Source organism: Mycobacterium sp. TH-M116 (genome assembly GCF_057473685.1).
In genome coordinates, this window is the sequence record NZ_JBYCLC010000359.1 from 1 (window position 1) to 18,875 (window position 18,875).

Sequence of the window (18,875 nt, forward strand, 5' to 3'; positions counted from 1 at the left end):
GCAGGGGCGAAAACTCAGAACAGCGAGAGCAGATCCAGCGCGATGGTGCTCAGGTTGGGCGCCAGGTCGGCGGCCAGCACCGAGCCGATGTCGGTGACCGCGGCCGGGTCGAAGGACAGCGACAGCGTGGCCGGGTCGAACGCCGCGCTGAACGCGGCCGGGTCGAACGCCGCGGGATCGAATGCGGCGGGATCCAAACCCAGAGCGGAGCTGAGGTTGCCGAAGATCAGGTTGCCCAGCTGGTTGAGGTCCCCGCTCAGGGTGGCCGCCGTGGCGCCGCCGCTCAACGCGGGAACGATGTAAAGGCGCGGCCAGGTGTTCACCAGGTCGTTGAGCAGCCCGGAGGTGTTCCCCGGCAGGTCGGACCAGGTCAGCAGCCCCGGGACGGCGGAGGGTTCGGTCACGCCGTTGAGGAAACCTCCGACGGACATGGCGGGCACGTTCAGCAGGTCGACGAACGCCGTGGCGAACTGCCCGGCGGTCGCCGCGTCCAGCGCCGACTGCACCCCGTTGGCCGTCCCCTGAGCCCCGGCCAGCATCGCGGTGAAGACGTCACCGACCATCGACACCAGGATGTAGGGGATCTGGTCGGCCGCATTCCCCAGATTCGCCAACATCTCGCCGGGAATGCTCGCAAGGTTCGACAACGGAGTCAGCAGCGGAGCCAGATCAGCCAGCAGAGCCTGGTTGAAGATGGACACCGATTGGCTGATGTCCCCCGCCTGGATACCCGCGAACAGCGTTTCAAAGTTCGCCGGCAACTGCTGAGTGAGCAACGTGCCGATGTCGGCGGCCAGCCCCTGCAGGTTGCTGCCCGCGTCATTGGCGAACCCGATCTGGTTGCTGATCACCTGCGACAGGATCGGGAACGGGTCGGCGAGCCACTGCGTGGCGACCTCGTCCACGTTGGTGAACGCGCCGCTGAACACGTTGAGCCATTCGACGATCGGGTTGACCGCCGGCGGAATCGAGGTCGCCGCGGCGCTCAGGTCGCCCATGTCCAGCGACCCGGGCAGGGTCGTCGCGATGTTGGTGGTGACCTCACCGATCGAGGCGGCCATCGAACTGGTGAGCCGCACCGCGCGCTCCGAGATGTCGGCGGCGATGGTGGGCGCGACCGGGTTGACCGCGATCAGGCCGGCACCGACGACCGCGACACCGGCCGCCAGATACGGCCTCATGCGCGTTGCCGAGCCGGATGATCCCGACTCGGCAACCACCCGACTCGGATCCAAGGCTGAAATCACAGCTCCTCCTTTGCCGAGGGCGGTTTGTGATACGCATCACTCCGCGATGACTGACCCTACCTGGGGGCAGCACCGCAAACAACACGTGTTGAGTGCGTTCACGGCCTGCTGAACTGTGGCAACGTGCCACAGAACTGGCAACGCCGTCAGTCCGGCGCGTCGTCGGAATGCACGGCGTCCGAATTCACGTCGTCCGAATTCACGGCGTCCGAATACACGGCGTCCGAATACACGGCGTCCGAATTCACGTCGTCCGAATGCGCCCCATCCGAGTGCACGTCGTCCGAGTACACCTGAACCGGGACGTCGTCGGCCCAGGGCTGGCGGGTCACCATGTCGGCGACCTTGACGAACCCGCGCTCGAACTCACCGGTCGCCGCGTCGACCAGGCGGTACTGCTGGGTCTGCCGGTGGATCGGCTGCGCGTCGAGCAGGACGACACGCACCTCCCCCGGAGCGAAGTGGCAGCGCTGCTGCAAGGCGGCGATCAGCTGCTCGTTGTGCATGTGGCCGTCACCGAAGTTCCAGCCGATCGCGGTGCTGCAGATCCGCTCGCCGTCGGTGATCACATAGTCGTCCTCGTTGCAGCCCGCCATCGCGCGATGGGCCAGGGTGAACAGCGCCCGGCCGTGAGTGTTGAAGCCGCGGAACGCATACCCCATGTAGATCGGGATCTGCGCCGCCTCCGGGCTGCCGTAGAACCGCTCCAGCTGGGCCTGCGGCATGCTGGCGATCGCCACGATGCCCCGGCTGATCTTGTCGTTCGCCGATCCCTTGATGCACCACAGCGTGGTGTCCCAGTTGCCGGCGTAATACCGCATGCCCGGCAGAAACGAGATCTTGCGGGGAAACATGTTGCCCAGCGCGACGGTCCCCGCGACGACGGCGAAAAGGATCGCCACCGGTACCGGGTGTCGCACGTCAGCGAGCCCCAGACGGGCGTACGCGACGAACAGCGACAGCACCCCGAAGATCATGAAGACGTTCCACTCCAGCGGCACCCCCATCGGGATCGACACCAGGATGCCCAGGTGAAAACACACCATCACGATCGCGGCCACCATGGTCGGCTTGCCGCCGTGGGAGAAGAACAGCACCAGCGGCACCAGCATCTCGATGGCCGTGCTCAGGTGCGCGAGCCACCGCGACATCCAGCCGGGCCGCAAGTCTTCCGGGAACTTCTCGAAGAAGCGGCGTTTGAGCCAGCGGGGCCGCACCAGCGGATTGTTGGACATCATCGTGGAGATCACGAACGGGAAGTGCTTGTTGAGCTTGGAGGTCGCCGCGCCCATCCAGATCACCAGGAACACCAGCTTGGCGGCGACAATCATGTCGACCGCGCCGAACAGGAAGGTCACCGCCAGGCTGGCATAGACCTCGCCGCGGGCGGCCAAAAAAATCACCTTGTCTCGCAGGCCGAGCACCCCGAGCAGCAGCAGGATCAGCACGATCTCCCAGGTAGGCAGCAACCCGACGGTGGTGCCCAGTTCCGGTACCGGACCGGTGCCGTCGGAGAGCAGCGCCCCCAGCGTCACCACCAGCAGCAGCCCGTACAGCGCGACGTCCAGTGGGGTGCGCTTGGTGCCCCTGGTGCCCGGCACTCGGTCCGGCCAGGGCGGCAGCCGGATGGTGCCGAAGCGCATCCAGTACAGGATCGAGCCCATCGGCGGGAAGAACCTGTTGTTGAGCGGCCCGAACCCGCAGCCCAGGCCGATCACCTCGAACAGCATCGTGTAGAGCACGATTTTCTCGAACACGATCGGCTCCGACCACCACGACCCGACACCGGTGAACCCGTGGATACCGTTGGTGGCCAACGCGAAAAGCCATCCGAACAGGATGTAGAGCAGGATCTTGACCACGTAGAACAAATGCAGGACGACAGGCGTGCCGAAGCCCACCTCGGCCCAGTGCCGGGCCATCGGACGGATCTTCTCGCTGCGGGTGCCCTTGCTCCACTCGGCAATGTCGATCTGCGGCAGGTCGGGCTTGAGAAATCCCATGGTTTCACAGATTAGAACGTGTTCTAGGCTGATGCGCTCATCTTCGGGCAAAGATTTTTCCGTCGAGTGTGAGCTCACGGCTTCGAGTGTGAGCTCGCGGCGGTGCTGCCCGGCTTGAATTCAAGCCGCTTGTCGCCGCCCTGAGTTCACACTCGACGGTTATCCGAAGAGTCCCGGCGGTGTCACCGGCGCGGCGTCCAGCATCCGCAGATCGACCGCCACGTTGAGCGCACGCAACTCTGCGGTCCGTAGGTCTGGCAACGATTCCACCGTGTTCAGGAACCGTTGCTGCTCAGCGGCTTCCACGACGCCGGCGGCGAGTTCGGTGAATTTCTCCACGTACTCCCCGCGGCCGAACGGCCGGGCGCCCAGCGGATGCGCGTCTGCCACCGCCAGCTCGTCGACGATCACCTCGCCGCTTGTCAGCGTCACCTCCGCGCGCGCCCCGAAGGCCCGCTCGGCCGGATCGATCGCGTGATAGCGACGCGTCCAGTGCGGGTCCTCGACGGTGGAGATCTTGCGCCACAGCTCCACGGTGTCGGGCCGGTGGGCGCGCTCGGGAGCATACGAGCGTTCGTGGTGCCAGCTGCCGTCCTGCAGCGCGACGGCGAAGATGTAGGGCAGCGAGTGGTCGAGTGTTTCCCGCGACGCGTCCGGGTCGAACTTCTGCGGGTCCCCGGAGCCGGTCCCGATCACGACGTGGGTGTGGTGGCTGGTGTGCAGCACGATGCTCGCGATCCGGCGGAGGTCGCCGAGCCGGCCGCGCAGCCGTCGGGCCAGGTCGATCGGTGCCTGGCTCTGGTACTCCGCCGCATGCTCCTTGGTGTAGCTGTCCAGGATGGCGCGTTTGGGCTCGCCGGGTGCCGGCAGCGGCACCCGGTATTCGAAGTCCGGGCCGCCGAGCAGACCGGCGATGACCCCGTCCTCGCCCTCCCAGATCGGCGCCGGGGATCCCTCGCCGCGCATCGCCCGGTCGACGGCTTCGACGGCGACCTTTCCGGCGTGCGCCGGTGCGAAGGCCTTCCAGCTCGAGATCATGCCCTTGCGGGACTGGCGGGTGCTGGTGCTCAGGTGCACGGCCTGCCCGATCGCCTGATAGATGGTGTCGGGGTCCAGGCGCAGCATGGTCCCGATCCCGGCGGCAACCGCGGGGCCCAGGTGGGCGACGTGGTCAATCTTGTGCTCGTGCAAGCAGATCCCGCGGGCCAAATCGATGTGGATTTCATACGCGGTGGCCAGCCCGCGGATCAGGTCGGCGCCGCACACCCCGAGTTGCTGCGCGACGGCCACCAGCGGGGGGATGCTGTCGCCCGGATGGGCATATTCGGCGGCCAGAAAGGTGTCGTGAAAGTCCAACTCGCGTACCGCTACCCCGTTGGCCCACGCCGCCCATTCGGCCGAATAGGTGCCGTCCACACCGAACACGCACGCCCCGCGCGCGCGGCGGTGGGCCAGCGCCTGCCGGCGGGCCACGGTGACGGGCCGGTGCAGCACCGCCGCGGCACTGACTCCGGCGTTGTCGATGATCCGGTTCGCCACCATCTCCGCGACGTCCGGCTCGACGGGAACCGGGTCGGTGGCGACGTCGGCGATCTTGGCAGCCAGGTGCTCGCTGCGCGGAAACGCCTCGGCGCTGCGCCGCGCCCGGACCGTGTGCATCAACACACCGTGCACACTATTTTGCTCAGCGCCTTATTTTGCGCAGCGCCCGATTTTGCGCAGCGCCCGATTTTGCGCAGCGCCCGGCCGGGACTGGGTGGCCAACCTCGCCCCGGTGCGCTGGATGACAGGTTTTCCGCCTGCGCCCCTGGCGCTTAAGGTCCAGCATCTCGGGGCGACCTGTTGTCGGTGGCCCGGCATAACATTCGAACATGAGTTCGAGTAGTCGCGAAGAGGTCGCCTCGGTCCTCGACGCGCTCGACGCCGACATGGATCGCGCCTGCGCGCTGTCGTTCGACGCTTTGACCAACCCGGAACGGTTGCGGATCCTGATGCGGCTGGAGAGAGTCGCCCGACGGCTGCCCGTCCCCGGCCACCAGCTGATCAACCAGCTCGCCGAACGAGCCACCCGCGAGGAGCTCGGCGCTACGCTTCCCGACGCGCTGGCCGACCGGCTACGCATCACGCGCGGCGATGCCACCCGGCGCGTCGCCGAGGCCGGTGACCTGGGTCCGCGCCGCGCCCTGACGGGGGAACCGTTGCCGCCGCTGCTGGCCGGCACCGCCGCCGCCCAACGCGACGGCGACCTGGGCTCCGGACAGGTGCGGGTCATCCGCCGCTTCCTGCACCACCTGCCCCACGCCGTCGACGTGGGGACCCGGGAGAACGCCGAAGCCCACCTCGCCGAACTGGGCGCCTGCCACCGCCCGGACGATCTGGCCAAACTTGCCGAGCGCCTCAACGGCTATCTGAACCCCGACGGCACCTACACCGACGAGGACCGCGCCCGCCGCCGCGGCATGACGCTCGGCAGGCAAGACATCGACGGCATGTCCAAGCTGACCGCCTGGCTGACCCCCGAATCCCGCGCCACCCTGGAGGCCGTGCTGGCCAAAACGGCGACTCCGGGCATGTGCAACCCCGACGACCAGATGCCCGTGGTCGATGGCCAAGCCGACGAGCAGGCCCGGCAGCGCGACAACCGCAGCCCCGCCCAGCGCAACCACGACGGGCTCAACGCCGCGCTCAGAGCGCTGCTGGCGTCGGGAGACCTCGGCCGGCACAACGGATTACCTGCCACCATCATCGTGACCACCACACTGGCCGAGTTGGAGGCTGCCGCCGGACGCGGCCTGACGGCCGGAGGGGCCCTGTTGCCCATGAGCGACGTGATCCGACTGGCTCGCCACGCGCACCACTACCTGACCATCTTCGATCGAGGCAAAGCGATCGGACTGTGCCACACAAAACGACTCGCCTCACCCGGGCAACGAATTGTCCTGTACGCCAAGGACCGTGGGTGTACCCGGCCAGGATGCGACAGGCCCGGCTACTGGACGGAAGCGCACCACGTCGAGGACTGGGCCACCACCCACCGCACGGACGTCAACAAGCTCACGCTGGCGTGCACGTCGGATCACCCACTGGTGGGGCCCGGCGGCTGGACCACCCGTAAGAATGCGCGCGGTGACACCGAATGGGTACCGCCGCCCCATCTCGACTACGGCCAACCCCGAACCAACCTGTTCCACCACCCGGAAAAGCTTCTGGCAGAAGAGGACGACGACGAGCCGTAGCTACCTCGCCGGTTTGGCCGGCGGGCGGTAGAAGATCAGTAACTGGCCGAAGGCTCCGGCCAGGCCGAGCCCGGTCGATATCAGCAGGCCGTGCCAGCCGTCGCACCAGTTCTGCCCGAATACCAGCCAGTCCAAGCTCAGCCTGCCCGCACCGAGTGTGGCCACTGCGACCGCGCTCGCCGCCAGGACCAGGTTGTACTCCCAGCCCTCTTTGACGATGAAGAAGCCGTTGGCGCGGTGCACGGTCCAGGCCGCGACCAGCATCAAGGAGACGAAACCCGCCGCGGGAATCGGCGTCAGCAGCCCGGCGGCCAGGCCCAACCCGGCGGCCATCTCGGTGGTCGCGGCCACCGTGGCGTGAAACCTGCCAGGTTTCATGCCGATGCTTTCGAACCACCGCGCGGTGCCCGGGATACGGCCCCCGCCGAAGAACTTGTTGTAGCCGTGCGCGGCCAACGTCACACCCAACACCAGTCGCAGGATCAGCAATCCGACATCCTGGCTCGACACTGCGTCGTGAATCATGCCTGCAAACCTAGAGCATCGGCCGGGGTGACACGAATATCGATTGGTGTAACGCTTCCCCGCGTTTCACCGCGGTGCGGCGGCGCTACAGCGCCGCGTCGAGTAGCCGCACGTAGGCGTCGCTGCCGGCGTCGATGCCGGCGTCGTCTCCCGGGAAGGCCGACGCCGCCGCGTGCACGCTGATCGCGACGGTGTCGCCGATGCCGTGCACCCCGTGGGTCAGGCCCATCGCGGGGGACAGTGCCGGATACCCGGCCGTCAGCACCACCCGGGCACCCCCGAAACTCAGGTCGGCCTCCCCGCGATGCACGCTGGACACCACCGTGTTGCCGGCCACCTGCGCCGGCCGCACGCCGGGGTCGAACCGCGCCACGCCCCACCGCAGCAGCACCGGGGGCATCGCGGCGAACGCCCGGTCGGCGCTGCGGGTGGCCGGATGCGCGAAGCGACGCCGGCCGTTGGACAGGTCGGCGGCGATCCGCTCGGCGCGGTCGTCGCGACCCAGGTTCGGATATAGACCCACGGAGACGTTGCCGAAGTGGTTGTGTGCCTGTGGGGCACCGGGTTTGGCCATCGGCACTTCGGCCCCCAGAGATTCGGCCCCCAGGGATTCGGCCCCCAGCGAACCGGCCCCCAGAGGATCGGCCGCACCGCCCAGCAGCGCCGACAGCGCCGTGGACACCGCCCCCAGCACCCCGACGGTGACCGTGGGGCCGGGCAGCTGCGAGCGGTGCCGCACCAACGTGCGCACCGAGCGTGCGCCGCCCGGACGGACATTGGTGGGCTGCAACGGGCGCAACCCGGCCCCCGGTGCCAGCAGCCCGGCGCGGGTATCGCCGACCAGCCGGCGATGGCTGCGGGCCGCATCGACGGCCCGCCACCCGAAGCACGCCACCGCCAGCCGTCTGAATCCGGGCACCGGGGCGTCCCGGCCGAAAAGCCACGCGGCCAGCGCCGCCGCGCGGGCGCCGTCGGCCAGCGCGTGCGCGACCTGCAGCACCGCGACCGTTCCCGGCCCGACGACACCCGGGACGCCGAGCACCGGCGTGAACACATGCAACCGCCAGGGCATCAGCCCGGCGTCGAGCTGCGCGTCGGCGAGCCCGGCGACGGCCGCCAGGCAACCGGCCCAGCCGCCACCTGCCACGCCGCCGCCTGCCACGCCGCCGCCTGCCACGCCGCCGCCTGCCACGTCGTGGAGAACCACCTGCCGTGCCGCGTCCACCAGCGCCGGGACCCACCGCGGATAGGTCAGCGGATTCCGGTCCTGAATCCGCATCGCCAACGACGGGCAGGCACGGGCCCGCCGACAGACGTGTGCGACGGCGTGCGCCAGATCAGCCGGCTCGCCGTCGAAGGCATACAGCAGGAACTGGTCGTTCGGGATCTTGGCCGACATCCAGTAGAACTGCGCATCCACTGCCGTCAGGTACTGGGCCGTCATTTACCGGCCCGCCATGTGCCGGGCCGTCATGTGCTGGGCCGTCATGTGCTCAGCCGGGCGAGCCGATGAACCCGAGTACCAGGTCGGCTACCTTGTCCGGCTGTTCGAGCTGCAGGAAATGTCCAGCGTGTTCGACGATGGCGACCTCACTGCCGGCCGGCAGCACTTTTTCCACCCAGTGGGTGAAATCCGCTGTCATGCAACCGTCGTCGCGGCCGTGCAGGTACAGACACGACAGCACAGGCGACTCGGTCCAGCGCCGGTCCAACTCGGCGTACCGCTTCGGCGGGGCGGTGTTGCGCACCAGGGCCCGGTAGGTTCCCAGGGCCGCGCGCCAGCTCTCCGGTGTACCGATCGCGGCGTCGACGTGACGCAGGTCCTCGTGCGGGTTGTAGCCGGGCGACCATCGTTTCCACAGCAACGGCAACACCCAGGAGGCCGAACGCTCTGGCAGCCAAGGCAATTGAAAGTAGAAGATGTACCAGCTGCGCAACAACTGACGCGGCAGCCGACGGACCAGCCGGCCCCGCTCGGCCACACCACCCCGCAAGCGCAGCGCCGCCGAGGGCGGCACCGACATGATCACGGCCCTGGTGAACGGGCTGTCGGGCATCGCGGCCAGTCCGGTGGCGGCGATCGCCCCCCAGTCGTGACCGATCACCACGTCGCGATCGGTGCCGCCCGCCGCCGACCGGACTCGCAACGCATCGTCGCACAGCGCACCGATGTGAAAGCTGCGATCGGCCGGGATCGAAGACGGGGCATATCCCCGCATGAAGGGCGCGACGACCCGCCAGCCGGACTCGGCCAGCCGGGGAGCGACCTTGCGCCAGCCGTACGGGGTATCGGGAAAGCCATGCAGGCACAACGCAATCGGGCCCTCGGGCGGGCCCCAGGTCAGCGCCTTGAGGTCGGCCCCGGCGCCCGGCACGTCCAGCCAGCGCGGTTCAGGCATCGCAAGTCGCCCCCGACGTATCTTCGGTCATTTCCCAGTCGGTCATGTCCCAGTCGGTCATGTCCCAGTCGGTCATGTCCACTCCTCATCAGGCCCCGTTCGTCAGGCCCCGTTCGTCAGGCCCCGTTCGTCAGAGACCGTTCGTCAGGGACCAACGTAACGCGCAGAGCGACGTCGCCGGAATACCACTGGGCACGCACCGACGGCAGCCGCGCATCACCGCGCTACGGAGGAGTGCTGCCCCGCAGCGCCGCAGCGCACCCGTCGCGGCTAGACAATTCCCAAAAACAACGCGTCGAACGCGACGTTGAATGCCTCGCCCGCGGCCACGTCGGTGACAAGGTTCTGCACCGCGCTGGCCGTGTCGCCGATCACCGATATCGGGAACTGAACCGTGGCCGCGCCGATATTCTGCAGGCCCTCCTCAAGCGCCGTCCCGACCGCCGTCGGATCCCCGGTGAACAAGGCCTCGGTGACGTTGTACGCGGCGATCTGCGGTGGCGTGATCAGATCGCGCACGTCGACGACCAGTTGCGTCAACAATCCCGGGTCCCGCGGAATGGCCTGCCCGTCGAAGCTGACCAGGCTCCACCCCTCGGTGGGGTCGCCTGAGAGCACCACCACCCCGGTGTTGGGCAGGAAGTCTTTGCCGTACACCAGATCCTCGGCGAAAAGGGGAAGGAAGATCGCCAGATCCGGGTTGTTCGCATTCATCAGCGACCAAGTGCTGATCGCGGCCTCACCGGAAAACGCCACATCGGTGGTCGAGCCGCCCGAGCTCACGGTGCTGTCGTAGATCGAGGCCACGGCGTTGCTGAAGCCTTCGTCGAACGACACGCCGTTCAGATCAAAGGAGCCCCCCATGGGCACGCTGTCCAAGCCGAACACCCAGGCAGCCAGGGTCAGGTCGTAGAGGATGCCGCCCGGGCTCGCTGACGGGTCGCCGTTGTAGATGCCGCCGGCGATCTCGTCGAGACCGGGCAGTTGGGTGATGTTCATGTTGAGTGCATCGGCCAGCGGTTGGGCGGTCTGGATCATCCTGAGGTTCTCCCCGGCGTAGATGCCGGCGTACGGGGCCCCCTGCTCAAGAACCTTGGCCACCGCATCCGCCTGCTCCTCGCCGGTCGCGTTGAGCGGATATCCCGGCAGGTAGGACCCGATGGTGGACAGGTACGACACGGGCCCGTCGGACCCGTGCCGGACGAGGTCCAGCACGATGTCCTCCTCACCGGCGGCGAGCTGAATCGCGCGCTGCTGCGATTCGGCCGGCGGCGGGGTCACCGGAGTGGCGGCGATGAGACCGGCGGTTGCGGTCGCGACACCGGCGGCCAGATACGCGCGACGGCTGAGTTCCATGACGTTGTCCTTTGGCTCGATGGCCGATGACCGATGACCGATGACCGATGGGGAACTGAACGCGGGATGGATGCAACCAGAGCGTAACCAATGGAACGTGTGAATCGGTAGATCTCGCCGGAATCATTCGCCGACCACCCCGAAGTGCCCGCAGCAGCTCCGGGCGTGGTAGCGCCCGTGAGCCTGCACCTGCGCCGCGGGATCGGAGCCGGGCCGAAGGCCCGTTTGATACGGTCCCGCAGGAGGGTGTCATGGCGCTGGTCGAGCCGATCATCGTGGTGCTGGGCCCCTGGTGCGGCGGCACATCGGCCGTAGCGGGAGTCCTGCACCACCTCGGTGTGTTCATGGGCACCGACTTCGACCTGGTGATTCGCGAACCCCACGACACCTGGGAGGACTACCAGCTGGCGTTGTTGTGCCGCAAGGCATTCGCGGCGTATCAGGGACCAGGCAACAGGCTGCGCATGGACCCCGACTCCTGGCGCGCGAAACTTCGCGGGTGGGCTGATACGCACCGGCGCGCGGCCCTGCGCGCCGAGCAACGACCGGGCGCCAAACATCCGCTCCTGTGTCTTGCGGTGGACGCCGTCCGCGACGCGTGGGGGCCGGTGGTGCCGGTTGTGGTGGACCGCCCCCAGGACAAGGTGGTGGCGTCGCTGAATCGGCTCGGCTGGCTCAGGGACGAGCAGGAGCGCGCGGATTCGACGGCGCACCTGGTCGCCGCACGTGACCGCGCGCTCGGCGACCCGAAAACGATCAGGCCGGAAACGATCAGGCCGGAACCGATCAGGCCGGAACCGATCGGAGCGGCCGTGATCAGGGTGGACTTCGAGGCGCTGCGCGCCGCGCCGGGCGCGGTGATCCGCCGCCTCGCCCGGGACCTGCGCCTGGAGGTCACCGAGGAGCAGGTGGCGGCGGCCACCCGCAGCATCGTGGGGCCGGTCGAGGTCCGTGCCGGTGACAAGACAGCCGATCCCGCGGCACACCTGCGGGATCGGCTGCTGGCCCGGGTCGATGACTGTCCGCAGGACGCGAGGGCCGTTTTCTTTCTGGCCCAGACGTTCTTCGCGCACAACGATTTCGACAACGCGACACAGTGGTACGCCCGGCGCGTGGAGATGGGCGGCTGGGACGAGGAACGCTATTTCGCGATGTGGCAGATCGCGCAGTCGATGGCGCAGCAAGGAGCGCCGGGACCCGACGTCGTGGACGCCTACCTGCGGGCGTGGGAGTTCCGTCCGACACGCGCCGAGCCGCTGTACGCCGTCGCCCGCCGCTACCGCGCCGAACAGCGTTACCGCATGGGCTACCTGTTTGCTCAGCGCGCCGCCGAAATCCCCTGCCCGGAAGACGATCTGCTGTTGATGGACCCTGACATCTACGGGTGGCGCGCACTGTATGAGCAAGCGGTCTGCGCCTCCCGGCTTGCTGACGATACCGAGGCGTTCACGTTGTGGCGGCGTCTGCTGGCCCGGGACGATCTTTCCGAGGAGGATCGGCAACGGTTCGCGGCCAACCGCGATGTTTTTGCTCCGGCGATGGCCGAAGCCGCGCTGTCCTACCCCGATGGGCCGGTGCGGAGTCTGATCGGCGGTTCCAGTGAGCCCGACGTGGTGGTGAGCCTGGTCGCCGGGCCGGACCGCACAGTCGCCGAGCACACACTGAACTCGTTTCTGCGCTGCTGCCTCGACAGGTCGCGGATCGGGCGTTTCCTGGTCATCGACGCCGGATTGTCGGCACGGGACCGCAGGATTCTCGAGGAACGCTACGGGTTCCTCGAGTTCGGCGATCCCGACTCCGCGAACGGGCGGTTCTGGCTGCATCTGGGTCAGGGCTGGCGGTTCTTCGCCCCCGAGAACCTCATCACCCGGCTGACCGCGGTGCTCGAGACCGAACCGCAGGTGTGTCAGGTGGGCGTCAACTTCGCTGACGCGGTCACGCTGACCGGAACCTGCGCGGCCGAGGCCGCGACACGCCGAAACCCCGCCGCCGGCCGCTACGTACTCACCGACGTGATGGCCCGCGGCCCGGCGATGTTCGACACCGCGCGCCTGGACGGGGCAGCCGTCCCCGGCGACGTTGTGGCGGGACCGGGGGCCGACGGGTCGCGCACCGCCAGCCTCGACGAGGTGCTCTGCGTCCGCACCGTCTGACCCGCCACGGCCGGTTTCGGGGTGGTGGTGGTGGCGGCACCGCAGACCGAGTGCGGCTCACCGTCGGCGGGCGGTTCGACGCACGCGAATCCGGCCTGGGTAACGTCAGGGCATGACCGCCGCGACCAGCAACCCGCAGACCGTCGAGTTTTCCGGTGTCGACGGGATCAGCCTGGTCGCCGACGAATGGAACCGCGGCGCCGCGTCCGGGCACCCGACCATCCTCATGCTGCACGGCGGCGGCCAGAACAGGTTCTCCTGGAAGAACACCGGCCAGGTGCTCGCCGACGGGGGATTCCACGTCGTCGCCCTCGACGCCCGCGGACACGGCGACAGCGATCGAGCCCCCGGGGCCGACTACGCGGTCGAGACGTTGACCGCCGACGTCATGCACGTCCTGGACACGCTCGGCCGACCGGTGACGATCATCGGGGCCAGCATGGGCGGGTTGACCGGCATCCTCGCCGCCCACCGGGCCGGCCCCGACCGGGTCACCCAACTGGTCCTCGTCGACGTGGTACCCCGCTTCGAGAAGGGCGGCAGCGCCCGTATCCGCGACTTCATGATGGGCAACCTCGACGGGTTCGACACGCTGGAGCAGGCCGCCGACGCCGTCGCCGAGTACCTGCCCTACCGCACCAAGCCGCGCAACCCGGAGGGTCTGACGAAGAACCTGCGCCTGCGCGACGGTCGCTGGTATTGGCACTGGGATCCCGCGTTCATGACGAAGCCCGGCGACGACCCCGAGCTGCGCACCGAGAAATTCGAGCATGCCGCGACGAGCCTGACGATTCCGGTTCTGTTGATCCGCGGGAAGCTGTCCGACGTCGTCAGTCCCGAAGGGGTCCAACACTTCCTGTCGACGGTGCCGCAGGCGGAATTCGTCGAGCTGTCCAACGCCGGCCACACCGCGGCAGGCGACGACAACGACGCGTTCAGCGAAGCCGTTGTGACGTTCGTCCGGAGGAGATCGCTCAGTTAGCGGGTTTTTCCGCGTGCCCGCCGAACTGCTTGCGCATCGCCGACAGGGCTTTGTTGGCGAAGTCGTCGAGCTGGCGTGAGGCGAAGCGGGACTGCAGCGCGGTCGTGAGCACCGGAGTGGGAACGCCTTCGTCGATCGCCGCGATGGACGTCCACCGGCCCTCCCCCGAGTCGGACACGCGCCCGGAGAACTCCTCGAGCTCGGGCGAGTCGTGCAGCGCGATCGCGGTCAGGTCCAGCAACCAGGACCCGATGACGCTGCCGCGGCGCCACACCTCGGCGACCTCCGAAATGTCCAAGTCATATTGGTAGAACTCGGGATTGGACAGCGGCGCGGTTTCGGCGTCAGCCTCCTGCACGTGCTTGCCGACGTCGGCGTTGCGCAGCACGTTGAGCCCCTCGGCGAGCGAGGCCATCATTCCGTACTCGATGCCGTTGTGCACCATCTTGACGAAGTGGCCCGCACCGGACGGCCCGCAATGCAGGTAACCCTTCTCCGATTGGGCGACCGCGCCGTCACGCCCCGGTGTGCGTTCCGCCGCGTCCACCCCCGGGGCGACGGTGGCGAAGATCGGCTCGGCGTGGTCGAATGCGGCAGCGTCGCCGCCGATCATGAGGCAGTAGCCACGCTCCCGACCCCACACGCCGCCGCTGGTTCCGCAGTCGAGCAGCCGAATGCCGCGCTCGGACAGGGTTTTCGCGTGCCGGATGTCGTCCCGGTAGTAGGAGTTGCCGCCGTCGATCACGATGTCGCCGGAGTCCAGCGTGGTGGCCAACTCGTCGATGACCCCCGTGGTGATCGTTCCGGCGGGCACCATCACCCAGACCACGCGCGGGGCGCTCAGCTTGTCGGCGAGCTCCTTGAGCGAGGACACACCGATCGTGTTGTCCTCACCGGCCATGGCTTTGACCGCGTCGGCGTCGTAATCGTAGACGACGCATTCGTGGCCGTCGTTGACCAGGCGGCGCACGATGTTGGCGCCCATTCGGCCCAAGCCGATCATCCCTAGTTGCATGGCGTGCCGTCTCCTCGATTTCGGGTCATCACTGCCGGGTCGTCACTCTCGGGTCTGCGGACCACGTGGCAGCCAGGGCTCCTGCCAGGTACGATGGCCCCGCAGCAGCGACTGCGTGGTGTCGGGGCCCCAGGACCCCGGGTCGTAGTGATGGATCCGGCCCGGAGCGTCGAGCAGGGGCTGCACGATCCGCCACGTCTCCTCGATGGCGTCCTCGCGGGCGAAAAGCTGGCGGTCCCCCATCAATCCGGCATAGAGCAGCCGCTCGTAAGGCCGCACCGGCTCACCGAGATCCTCGGCGAACGACGAATCCATGTGAACGCTCTGCCACGAGGTGCCGACTTGGGCCGACAACTGCAGGCGCATCCCCGGGTCGGGGTCGATGCGCAGCACGATCTGGTTGGCCTCGGGGGGCCGGCGGTTGGGCAGGAAGGAAAAGCCGGGCACGTGATGCAGGAACATCCGCACCTCGGTGACCTTCGTCGGCAATGCCTTGCCGGCTCGCAAAAAGATCGGCACACCGGCCCAGCGCCAGTTGTCGATCTCGGTTCGCAGGGCGACATAGGTCTCGGTTTGTGAATCCTGTGCCACACCGGCCACCTCGGTGTAGCCGCGGTACTGGCCGCGGACGCATCGATCAGGATGCATCGCCGGCATCGCCCGGAACACCTCGGCTTTTTTGTCGTTCACGTCATCAGCCCCGGGACCGACCGGGGGTTCCATGGCCACGAGCGCGAGCACCTGCAGCAGATGGTTCTGCACCACGTCACGCAAGGTTCCCACCGCGTCGTAGAACTTGCCGCGGTCCTTGACCCCGAAGTTCTCGGCCATGGTGACGTGAATCTCGGAAATGGCGTTGCGGTCCCAGATTTCGGTCAGAGCACGATTGGCAAAACGCAGGTACTGCAGCTCTTCGACGGGTTGTTTGCCCAGGAAATGGTCCACCCGCAGGATCTGGTTTTCCTCGAGCACCGCGCGCAGCCGCGCGTTGAGGTCTCGCGCGGACTCGAGGTCGTGACCGAACGGCTTCTCCACCGCGACGCGGGCACGCTCGAGCAACTCGGCCTTGGCGAGGTTCTCCACGATGGGCGCGAACAAGGACGGCGGCATCTCCAGGTAGAAGAACGGGCTGCGGCCCGGCCCGATCTCATCGGCAAGCTGCTTGTACAGCTTGTCGTCCAAGACGTCGCCGTGCAGGTAGGAGAACCGTTGCGCCAGCCGCTCGAACACCGCCTCGTCGAACTTCTCGCCGCTGGCGACGATGTCCTCCCGCGCCCTGGCCATCAGCTCCCCGACGGAGATGGCGTCGCTGGCCACACCCACGATGGGGCAGGTCAGCAGGTGGCGGGACTCGAGCCGGTAGAGGGCTCGAAACGTCATCTTGCGGGCCAGATCCCCGGTGATCCCGAAGATCACCAGCACATCTGACGGGCTGATGTCACCGTCGGCCAAAACCGCACCTTTCCGAACGTCACCTGATCGGCTTGCCTGAGAATCGACGTGCTTGAGAATCGGCTTGCTTGAGAATCGGCTTGCTTGATAATCGACGTGCTTGAGACCCATTACCCGCGGCGGCCGCTTTCAACCCTAGACACTGCGCTGGGGCCCGACAACCCGACTCGGACCCACGCGCGCCCGGCCAGGAGGCGTGGCGTCGCTGCTGCGCTGCATCTCGCGGTCGACGCCCGGGCGCGATCGCGGACTCGGACGCGGCCTGGTGAAAACCGCCATACCGATGCGATCGGCAACCGGATCTCCGGTGAGAACGAGCACGGGCCGGTCGCCACCGGTTGTCGCGGCACACCACCGTTCATCTCGCCGCATCGGCCCAGTCAGCCCAGTCCTCGGCAGGGCCCCACTCGGCGATCTCGACGAGGGCCTTCTCGTCATCGATCACGGGCTGCTCGGCGTCGCGTGCACGTCGCGGTTGGCCGTGAGCTCGACCACGTGGCGTCGGAGCGCCTCGCGGAGAAGCTCCGGGCGGTCGATGTGCAGCCGACGAGACCACTGATCGACCGCGGCCGCGTCCTCGCCGTCGGCGCGAAAGCTCACGAACGCTTGTTGGCCGTGCGAGACGAAGCCGAATCGTGACGACTGTTCGCCTCGGCCTCGGCCAGCCTCTGATGCAGACGGGCGCGCACCTGATCGGGGGTATACGCGCGTCGTCTGCGTTGATCGCGCACGACCAGCGCTCCCCCGGCCACCACGCCGGCGACGCCGGCCAATCCCAGCCACTTCCACGCGCTGCGCATGACGGCAGGATATCGCCGGGTGGCCCCGACGCTGCTGCGTAACCTCGCCGAGCGACAATCACCGACCATGCTGTCCCTGGATCGTGCACTCGACGAAACCCGTACCGGCGACCTCTGGCTGTTCCGTGGCGGGTCACGGCCCGACCGCGCAATCCAGACCCTGACCAACAGTCCGGTCAACCACGTCGGGATGACTGTCGCCCTCGACGACCTGCCACCGCTGATCTGGCATGCCGAGCTGGGCGACAAACTGGTCGACATGTGGACCGGCACCAACCACCGCGGTGTCCAGCTCAACGACTTGCGGCAGGCCGTCGTGCAGTGGACGCAGCGCTACCACCAACGCTGCTGGCTCCGGCAGCTGACCCCCTACGCCGGCCGCGAGCAGGAGAACCAGCTGCTGCAGGTGATCGCGCGGCTCGACGGTACCGCGTTTCCGACGACAGCCCGGCTGACCGGCCGATGGCTGCGTGGGCGACTACCGACCACCTCCGACTGGGTAAGGGGAACCCCTTTGCTGGACAGTAAGTTTCGCGAGTCGCGGCAACGACGCCGAGCCCGCCACAGCATGGGTCTGGAGACTGCCTACTGCGCGGAGACCGTGGCGGTGACCTACCAGGAAATGGGGCTGCTGGCCACGGACAAGAACTCGAACTGGTTTGACCCCGGCTCGTTCTGGAGCGGCGACGCTCTCCCGCTGGCACCGGGCTACCGCCTGGGCGCCGAGATCGCGATCGATCTCGGCTGAGCCCGGACTCGCCGGTCAGTCGACCGTCATCTCCCCCATCCGCGACCACCCCGTCGCCTCGACGGTCTGGCTGATGATCTTGGGCGTGGACTTCAGCGCCTGCGGCAGTTCGTGCATCGCCTTCGCGAAGTGAGCGCTGTTGACATGCACACCACCCGCATCGCCGTCGCGGAACGCCTCGACCAGGACATACTCGTGCGGGTTCGCCAGGCTGCGAGACCACTCGAACCACAGGTTGCCGGGCTCGGCGCGCGTGGCGGCAGTGAACCCGGCAACCAGCTCCGGCCAGCGCTCCGTCCACTCCGGCCTGGTCTCGAACTTGACGACGATGAAGATCAATGCCCGCCCCGCTCTTCCCGATGTTCGGTGCTCGATGGTTCGACGGCGCCCGCTCGGATTCCCCGGGCGGATTCCCCGGGCGGATTCCCCGGGCGGGGCCAGCTTATACGGCTTCCCCTGGGGGGATTCTCGGAACGGACCCGCCATGCCGGACACCCAACACATGAACCGAGAACAGTAAGACGAAGTTACAGCAAATTTTCTTCTGATCTTTATCAGTCTTTATCAAAGTGTGAGCATATCGTCGCAGCAGTGTTACTCGACCGCTGCGCCATTTGATCTGGATAAAGATCTCCCGATTTTGTCAACAGAAATCAGAATCATTGATCGGATCGACGCATCATTGACATATTCGGAAACTCACGGACTCGGCGGCGGCAATTCCCCGGGCGGCGCAGCCGGCATGTCAGGAGCCGTGTCGTCGACCAGTACAGCCGGCACACCCGACGGTGGGGCCGCGTCCCCGGGGGGTGGCAGGGGCGCGCGGGGCGGGGGTGCGTCGGGCGGGGGTGTCGGCAGTTCTACATCGTCCGGCGGAACGGGTAAGAACATGTGGTGAGTGAAACCGGCCTGGTAGGCGCCCTGACCACCGACGCGTACACCGCCGCGCTCGCCACTGG

The 18,875-nt window shown here is 67.7% G+C and carries 14 protein-coding genes and 4 pseudogenes; 4 read left to right on the plus strand and 14 right to left on the minus strand.

Annotated features, from left to right (window positions below; genetic code table 11):
• Positions 1–14: 14 nt before the first annotated feature.
• The 3 genes and pseudogenes from AC2VOK_RS18470 to AC2VOK_RS18480 all read right to left on the minus strand — a co-directional run bounded on the left by AC2VOK_RS18470 (position 15) and on the right by AC2VOK_RS18480 (position 4,909).
• Positions 15–1,181, minus strand: coding sequence for a hypothetical protein (locus tag AC2VOK_RS18470; protein ID WP_428901767.1), 1,167 nt, complete (start codon positions 1,179–1,181; stop codon positions 15–17).
• A 356-nt stretch (positions 1,182–1,537) separates the two neighbouring features.
• Positions 1,538–3,250: pseudogene (locus AC2VOK_RS18475) on the minus strand (DUF3556 domain-containing protein); the annotation flags it as partial.
• A 159-nt stretch (positions 3,251–3,409) separates the two neighbouring features.
• Positions 3,410–4,909 carry an MmgE/PrpD family protein gene (locus tag AC2VOK_RS18480; RefSeq protein ID WP_428901778.1) on the minus strand — a complete coding sequence of 500 codons (1,500 nt, stop codon included), beginning with the start codon at positions 4,907–4,909 and terminating at the stop codon, positions 3,410–3,412.
• A gap of 212 nt (positions 4,910–5,121) precedes the next feature.
• On the opposite strand from AC2VOK_RS18480, the gene AC2VOK_RS18485 reads away from it, so the two are divergent.
• Positions 5,122–6,486 (plus strand): HNH endonuclease signature motif containing protein, encoded by a 1,365-nt coding sequence (locus tag AC2VOK_RS18485; protein ID WP_428901768.1) that lies wholly within the window; start codon positions 5,122–5,124, stop codon positions 6,484–6,486.
• Here AC2VOK_RS18485 and AC2VOK_RS18490 read toward each other — a convergent pair whose 3' ends face one another.
• The 4 genes from AC2VOK_RS18490 to AC2VOK_RS18505 all read right to left on the minus strand — a co-directional run bounded on the left by AC2VOK_RS18490 (position 6,487) and on the right by AC2VOK_RS18505 (position 10,766).
• Entirely contained in the window at positions 6,487–6,996 is a 510-nt protein-coding gene (locus tag AC2VOK_RS18490) for a DoxX family protein (RefSeq protein WP_421528575.1), read from the minus strand. It abuts the gene before it with no gap.
• A gap of 100 nt (positions 6,997–7,096) precedes the next feature.
• Positions 7,097–8,455: a WS/DGAT/MGAT family O-acyltransferase gene (locus tag AC2VOK_RS18495; protein WP_428901769.1), complete on the minus strand. Its 1,359-nt coding sequence runs from the start codon at positions 8,453–8,455 to the stop codon at positions 7,097–7,099.
• Positions 8,456–8,504: 49 nt separating this feature from the next.
• A complete protein-coding gene (locus tag AC2VOK_RS18500; RefSeq protein ID WP_428901770.1) occupies positions 8,505–9,410 on the minus strand; it encodes an alpha/beta fold hydrolase in 906 nt (301 codons plus the stop codon).
• A 270-nt stretch (positions 9,411–9,680) separates the two neighbouring features.
• Positions 9,681–10,766: a histidine phosphatase family protein gene (locus tag AC2VOK_RS18505; RefSeq protein ID WP_428901771.1), complete on the minus strand. Its 1,086-nt coding sequence runs from the start codon at positions 10,764–10,766 to the stop codon at positions 9,681–9,683.
• Between the two features lie 251 nt (positions 10,767–11,017).
• On the opposite strand from AC2VOK_RS18505, the gene AC2VOK_RS18510 reads away from it, so the two are divergent.
• Together AC2VOK_RS18510 and AC2VOK_RS18515 are read left to right on the plus strand one after the other, a co-directional pair.
• Positions 11,018–12,919, plus strand: a complete 1,902-nt coding sequence (locus tag AC2VOK_RS18510) for a tetratricopeptide repeat protein (protein ID WP_428901772.1) — start codon at positions 11,018–11,020, stop codon at positions 12,917–12,919.
• A gap of 112 nt (positions 12,920–13,031) precedes the next feature.
• Positions 13,032–13,901, plus strand: a complete 870-nt coding sequence (locus tag AC2VOK_RS18515) for an alpha/beta fold hydrolase (RefSeq protein WP_428901773.1) — start codon at positions 13,032–13,034, stop codon at positions 13,899–13,901.
• Here the strand turns inward: AC2VOK_RS18515 and gnd are convergent.
• From gnd to AC2VOK_RS18540, 5 genes and pseudogenes are all read right to left on the minus strand, one after another.
• Positions 13,894–14,916: a phosphogluconate dehydrogenase (NAD(+)-dependent, decarboxylating) gene (gene gnd / locus AC2VOK_RS18520; RefSeq protein ID WP_428901774.1), complete on the minus strand. Its 1,023-nt coding sequence runs from the start codon at positions 14,914–14,916 to the stop codon at positions 13,894–13,896. The genes AC2VOK_RS18515 and gnd overlap by 8 nt on opposite strands.
• A 42-nt stretch (positions 14,917–14,958) precedes the next feature.
• A complete protein-coding gene (locus tag AC2VOK_RS18525; RefSeq protein WP_428901775.1) occupies positions 14,959–16,368 on the minus strand; it encodes a glucose-6-phosphate dehydrogenase in 1,410 nt (469 codons plus the stop codon).
• Positions 16,369–16,637: 269 nt separating this feature from the next.
• Positions 16,638–16,740 (minus strand): annotated as a pseudogene (locus tag AC2VOK_RS18530) (type II toxin-antitoxin system PemK/MazF family toxin); the annotation flags it as partial.
• Positions 16,727–16,968: pseudogene (locus AC2VOK_RS18535) on the minus strand (antitoxin). The pseudogenes AC2VOK_RS18530 and AC2VOK_RS18535, both read right to left, overlap by 14 nt.
• Positions 16,965–17,168, minus strand: a complete 204-nt coding sequence (locus AC2VOK_RS18540) for a hypothetical protein (RefSeq protein WP_428901776.1) — start codon at positions 17,166–17,168, stop codon at positions 16,965–16,967. The pseudogene AC2VOK_RS18535 and the gene AC2VOK_RS18540 overlap by 4 nt, the downstream one beginning before the upstream one ends.
• Before the next feature lie 67 nt (positions 17,169–17,235).
• On the opposite strand from AC2VOK_RS18540, the gene AC2VOK_RS18545 reads away from it, so the two are divergent.
• Positions 17,236–17,916, plus strand: a complete 681-nt coding sequence (locus tag AC2VOK_RS18545; RefSeq protein ID WP_428901779.1) for a guanylate cyclase — start codon at positions 17,236–17,238, stop codon at positions 17,914–17,916.
• Between the two features lie 15 nt (positions 17,917–17,931).
• Here AC2VOK_RS18545 and AC2VOK_RS18550 read toward each other — a convergent pair whose 3' ends face one another.
• Both AC2VOK_RS18550 and AC2VOK_RS18555 read right to left on the minus strand, forming a co-directional pair.
• Positions 17,932–18,255: a putative quinol monooxygenase gene (locus AC2VOK_RS18550; RefSeq protein WP_428901777.1), complete on the minus strand. Its 324-nt coding sequence runs from the start codon at positions 18,253–18,255 to the stop codon at positions 17,932–17,934.
• 360 nt (positions 18,256–18,615) lie between these two features.
• A pseudogene (locus AC2VOK_RS18555) lies at positions 18,616–18,875 on the minus strand (peptidoglycan endopeptidase); the annotation flags it as partial.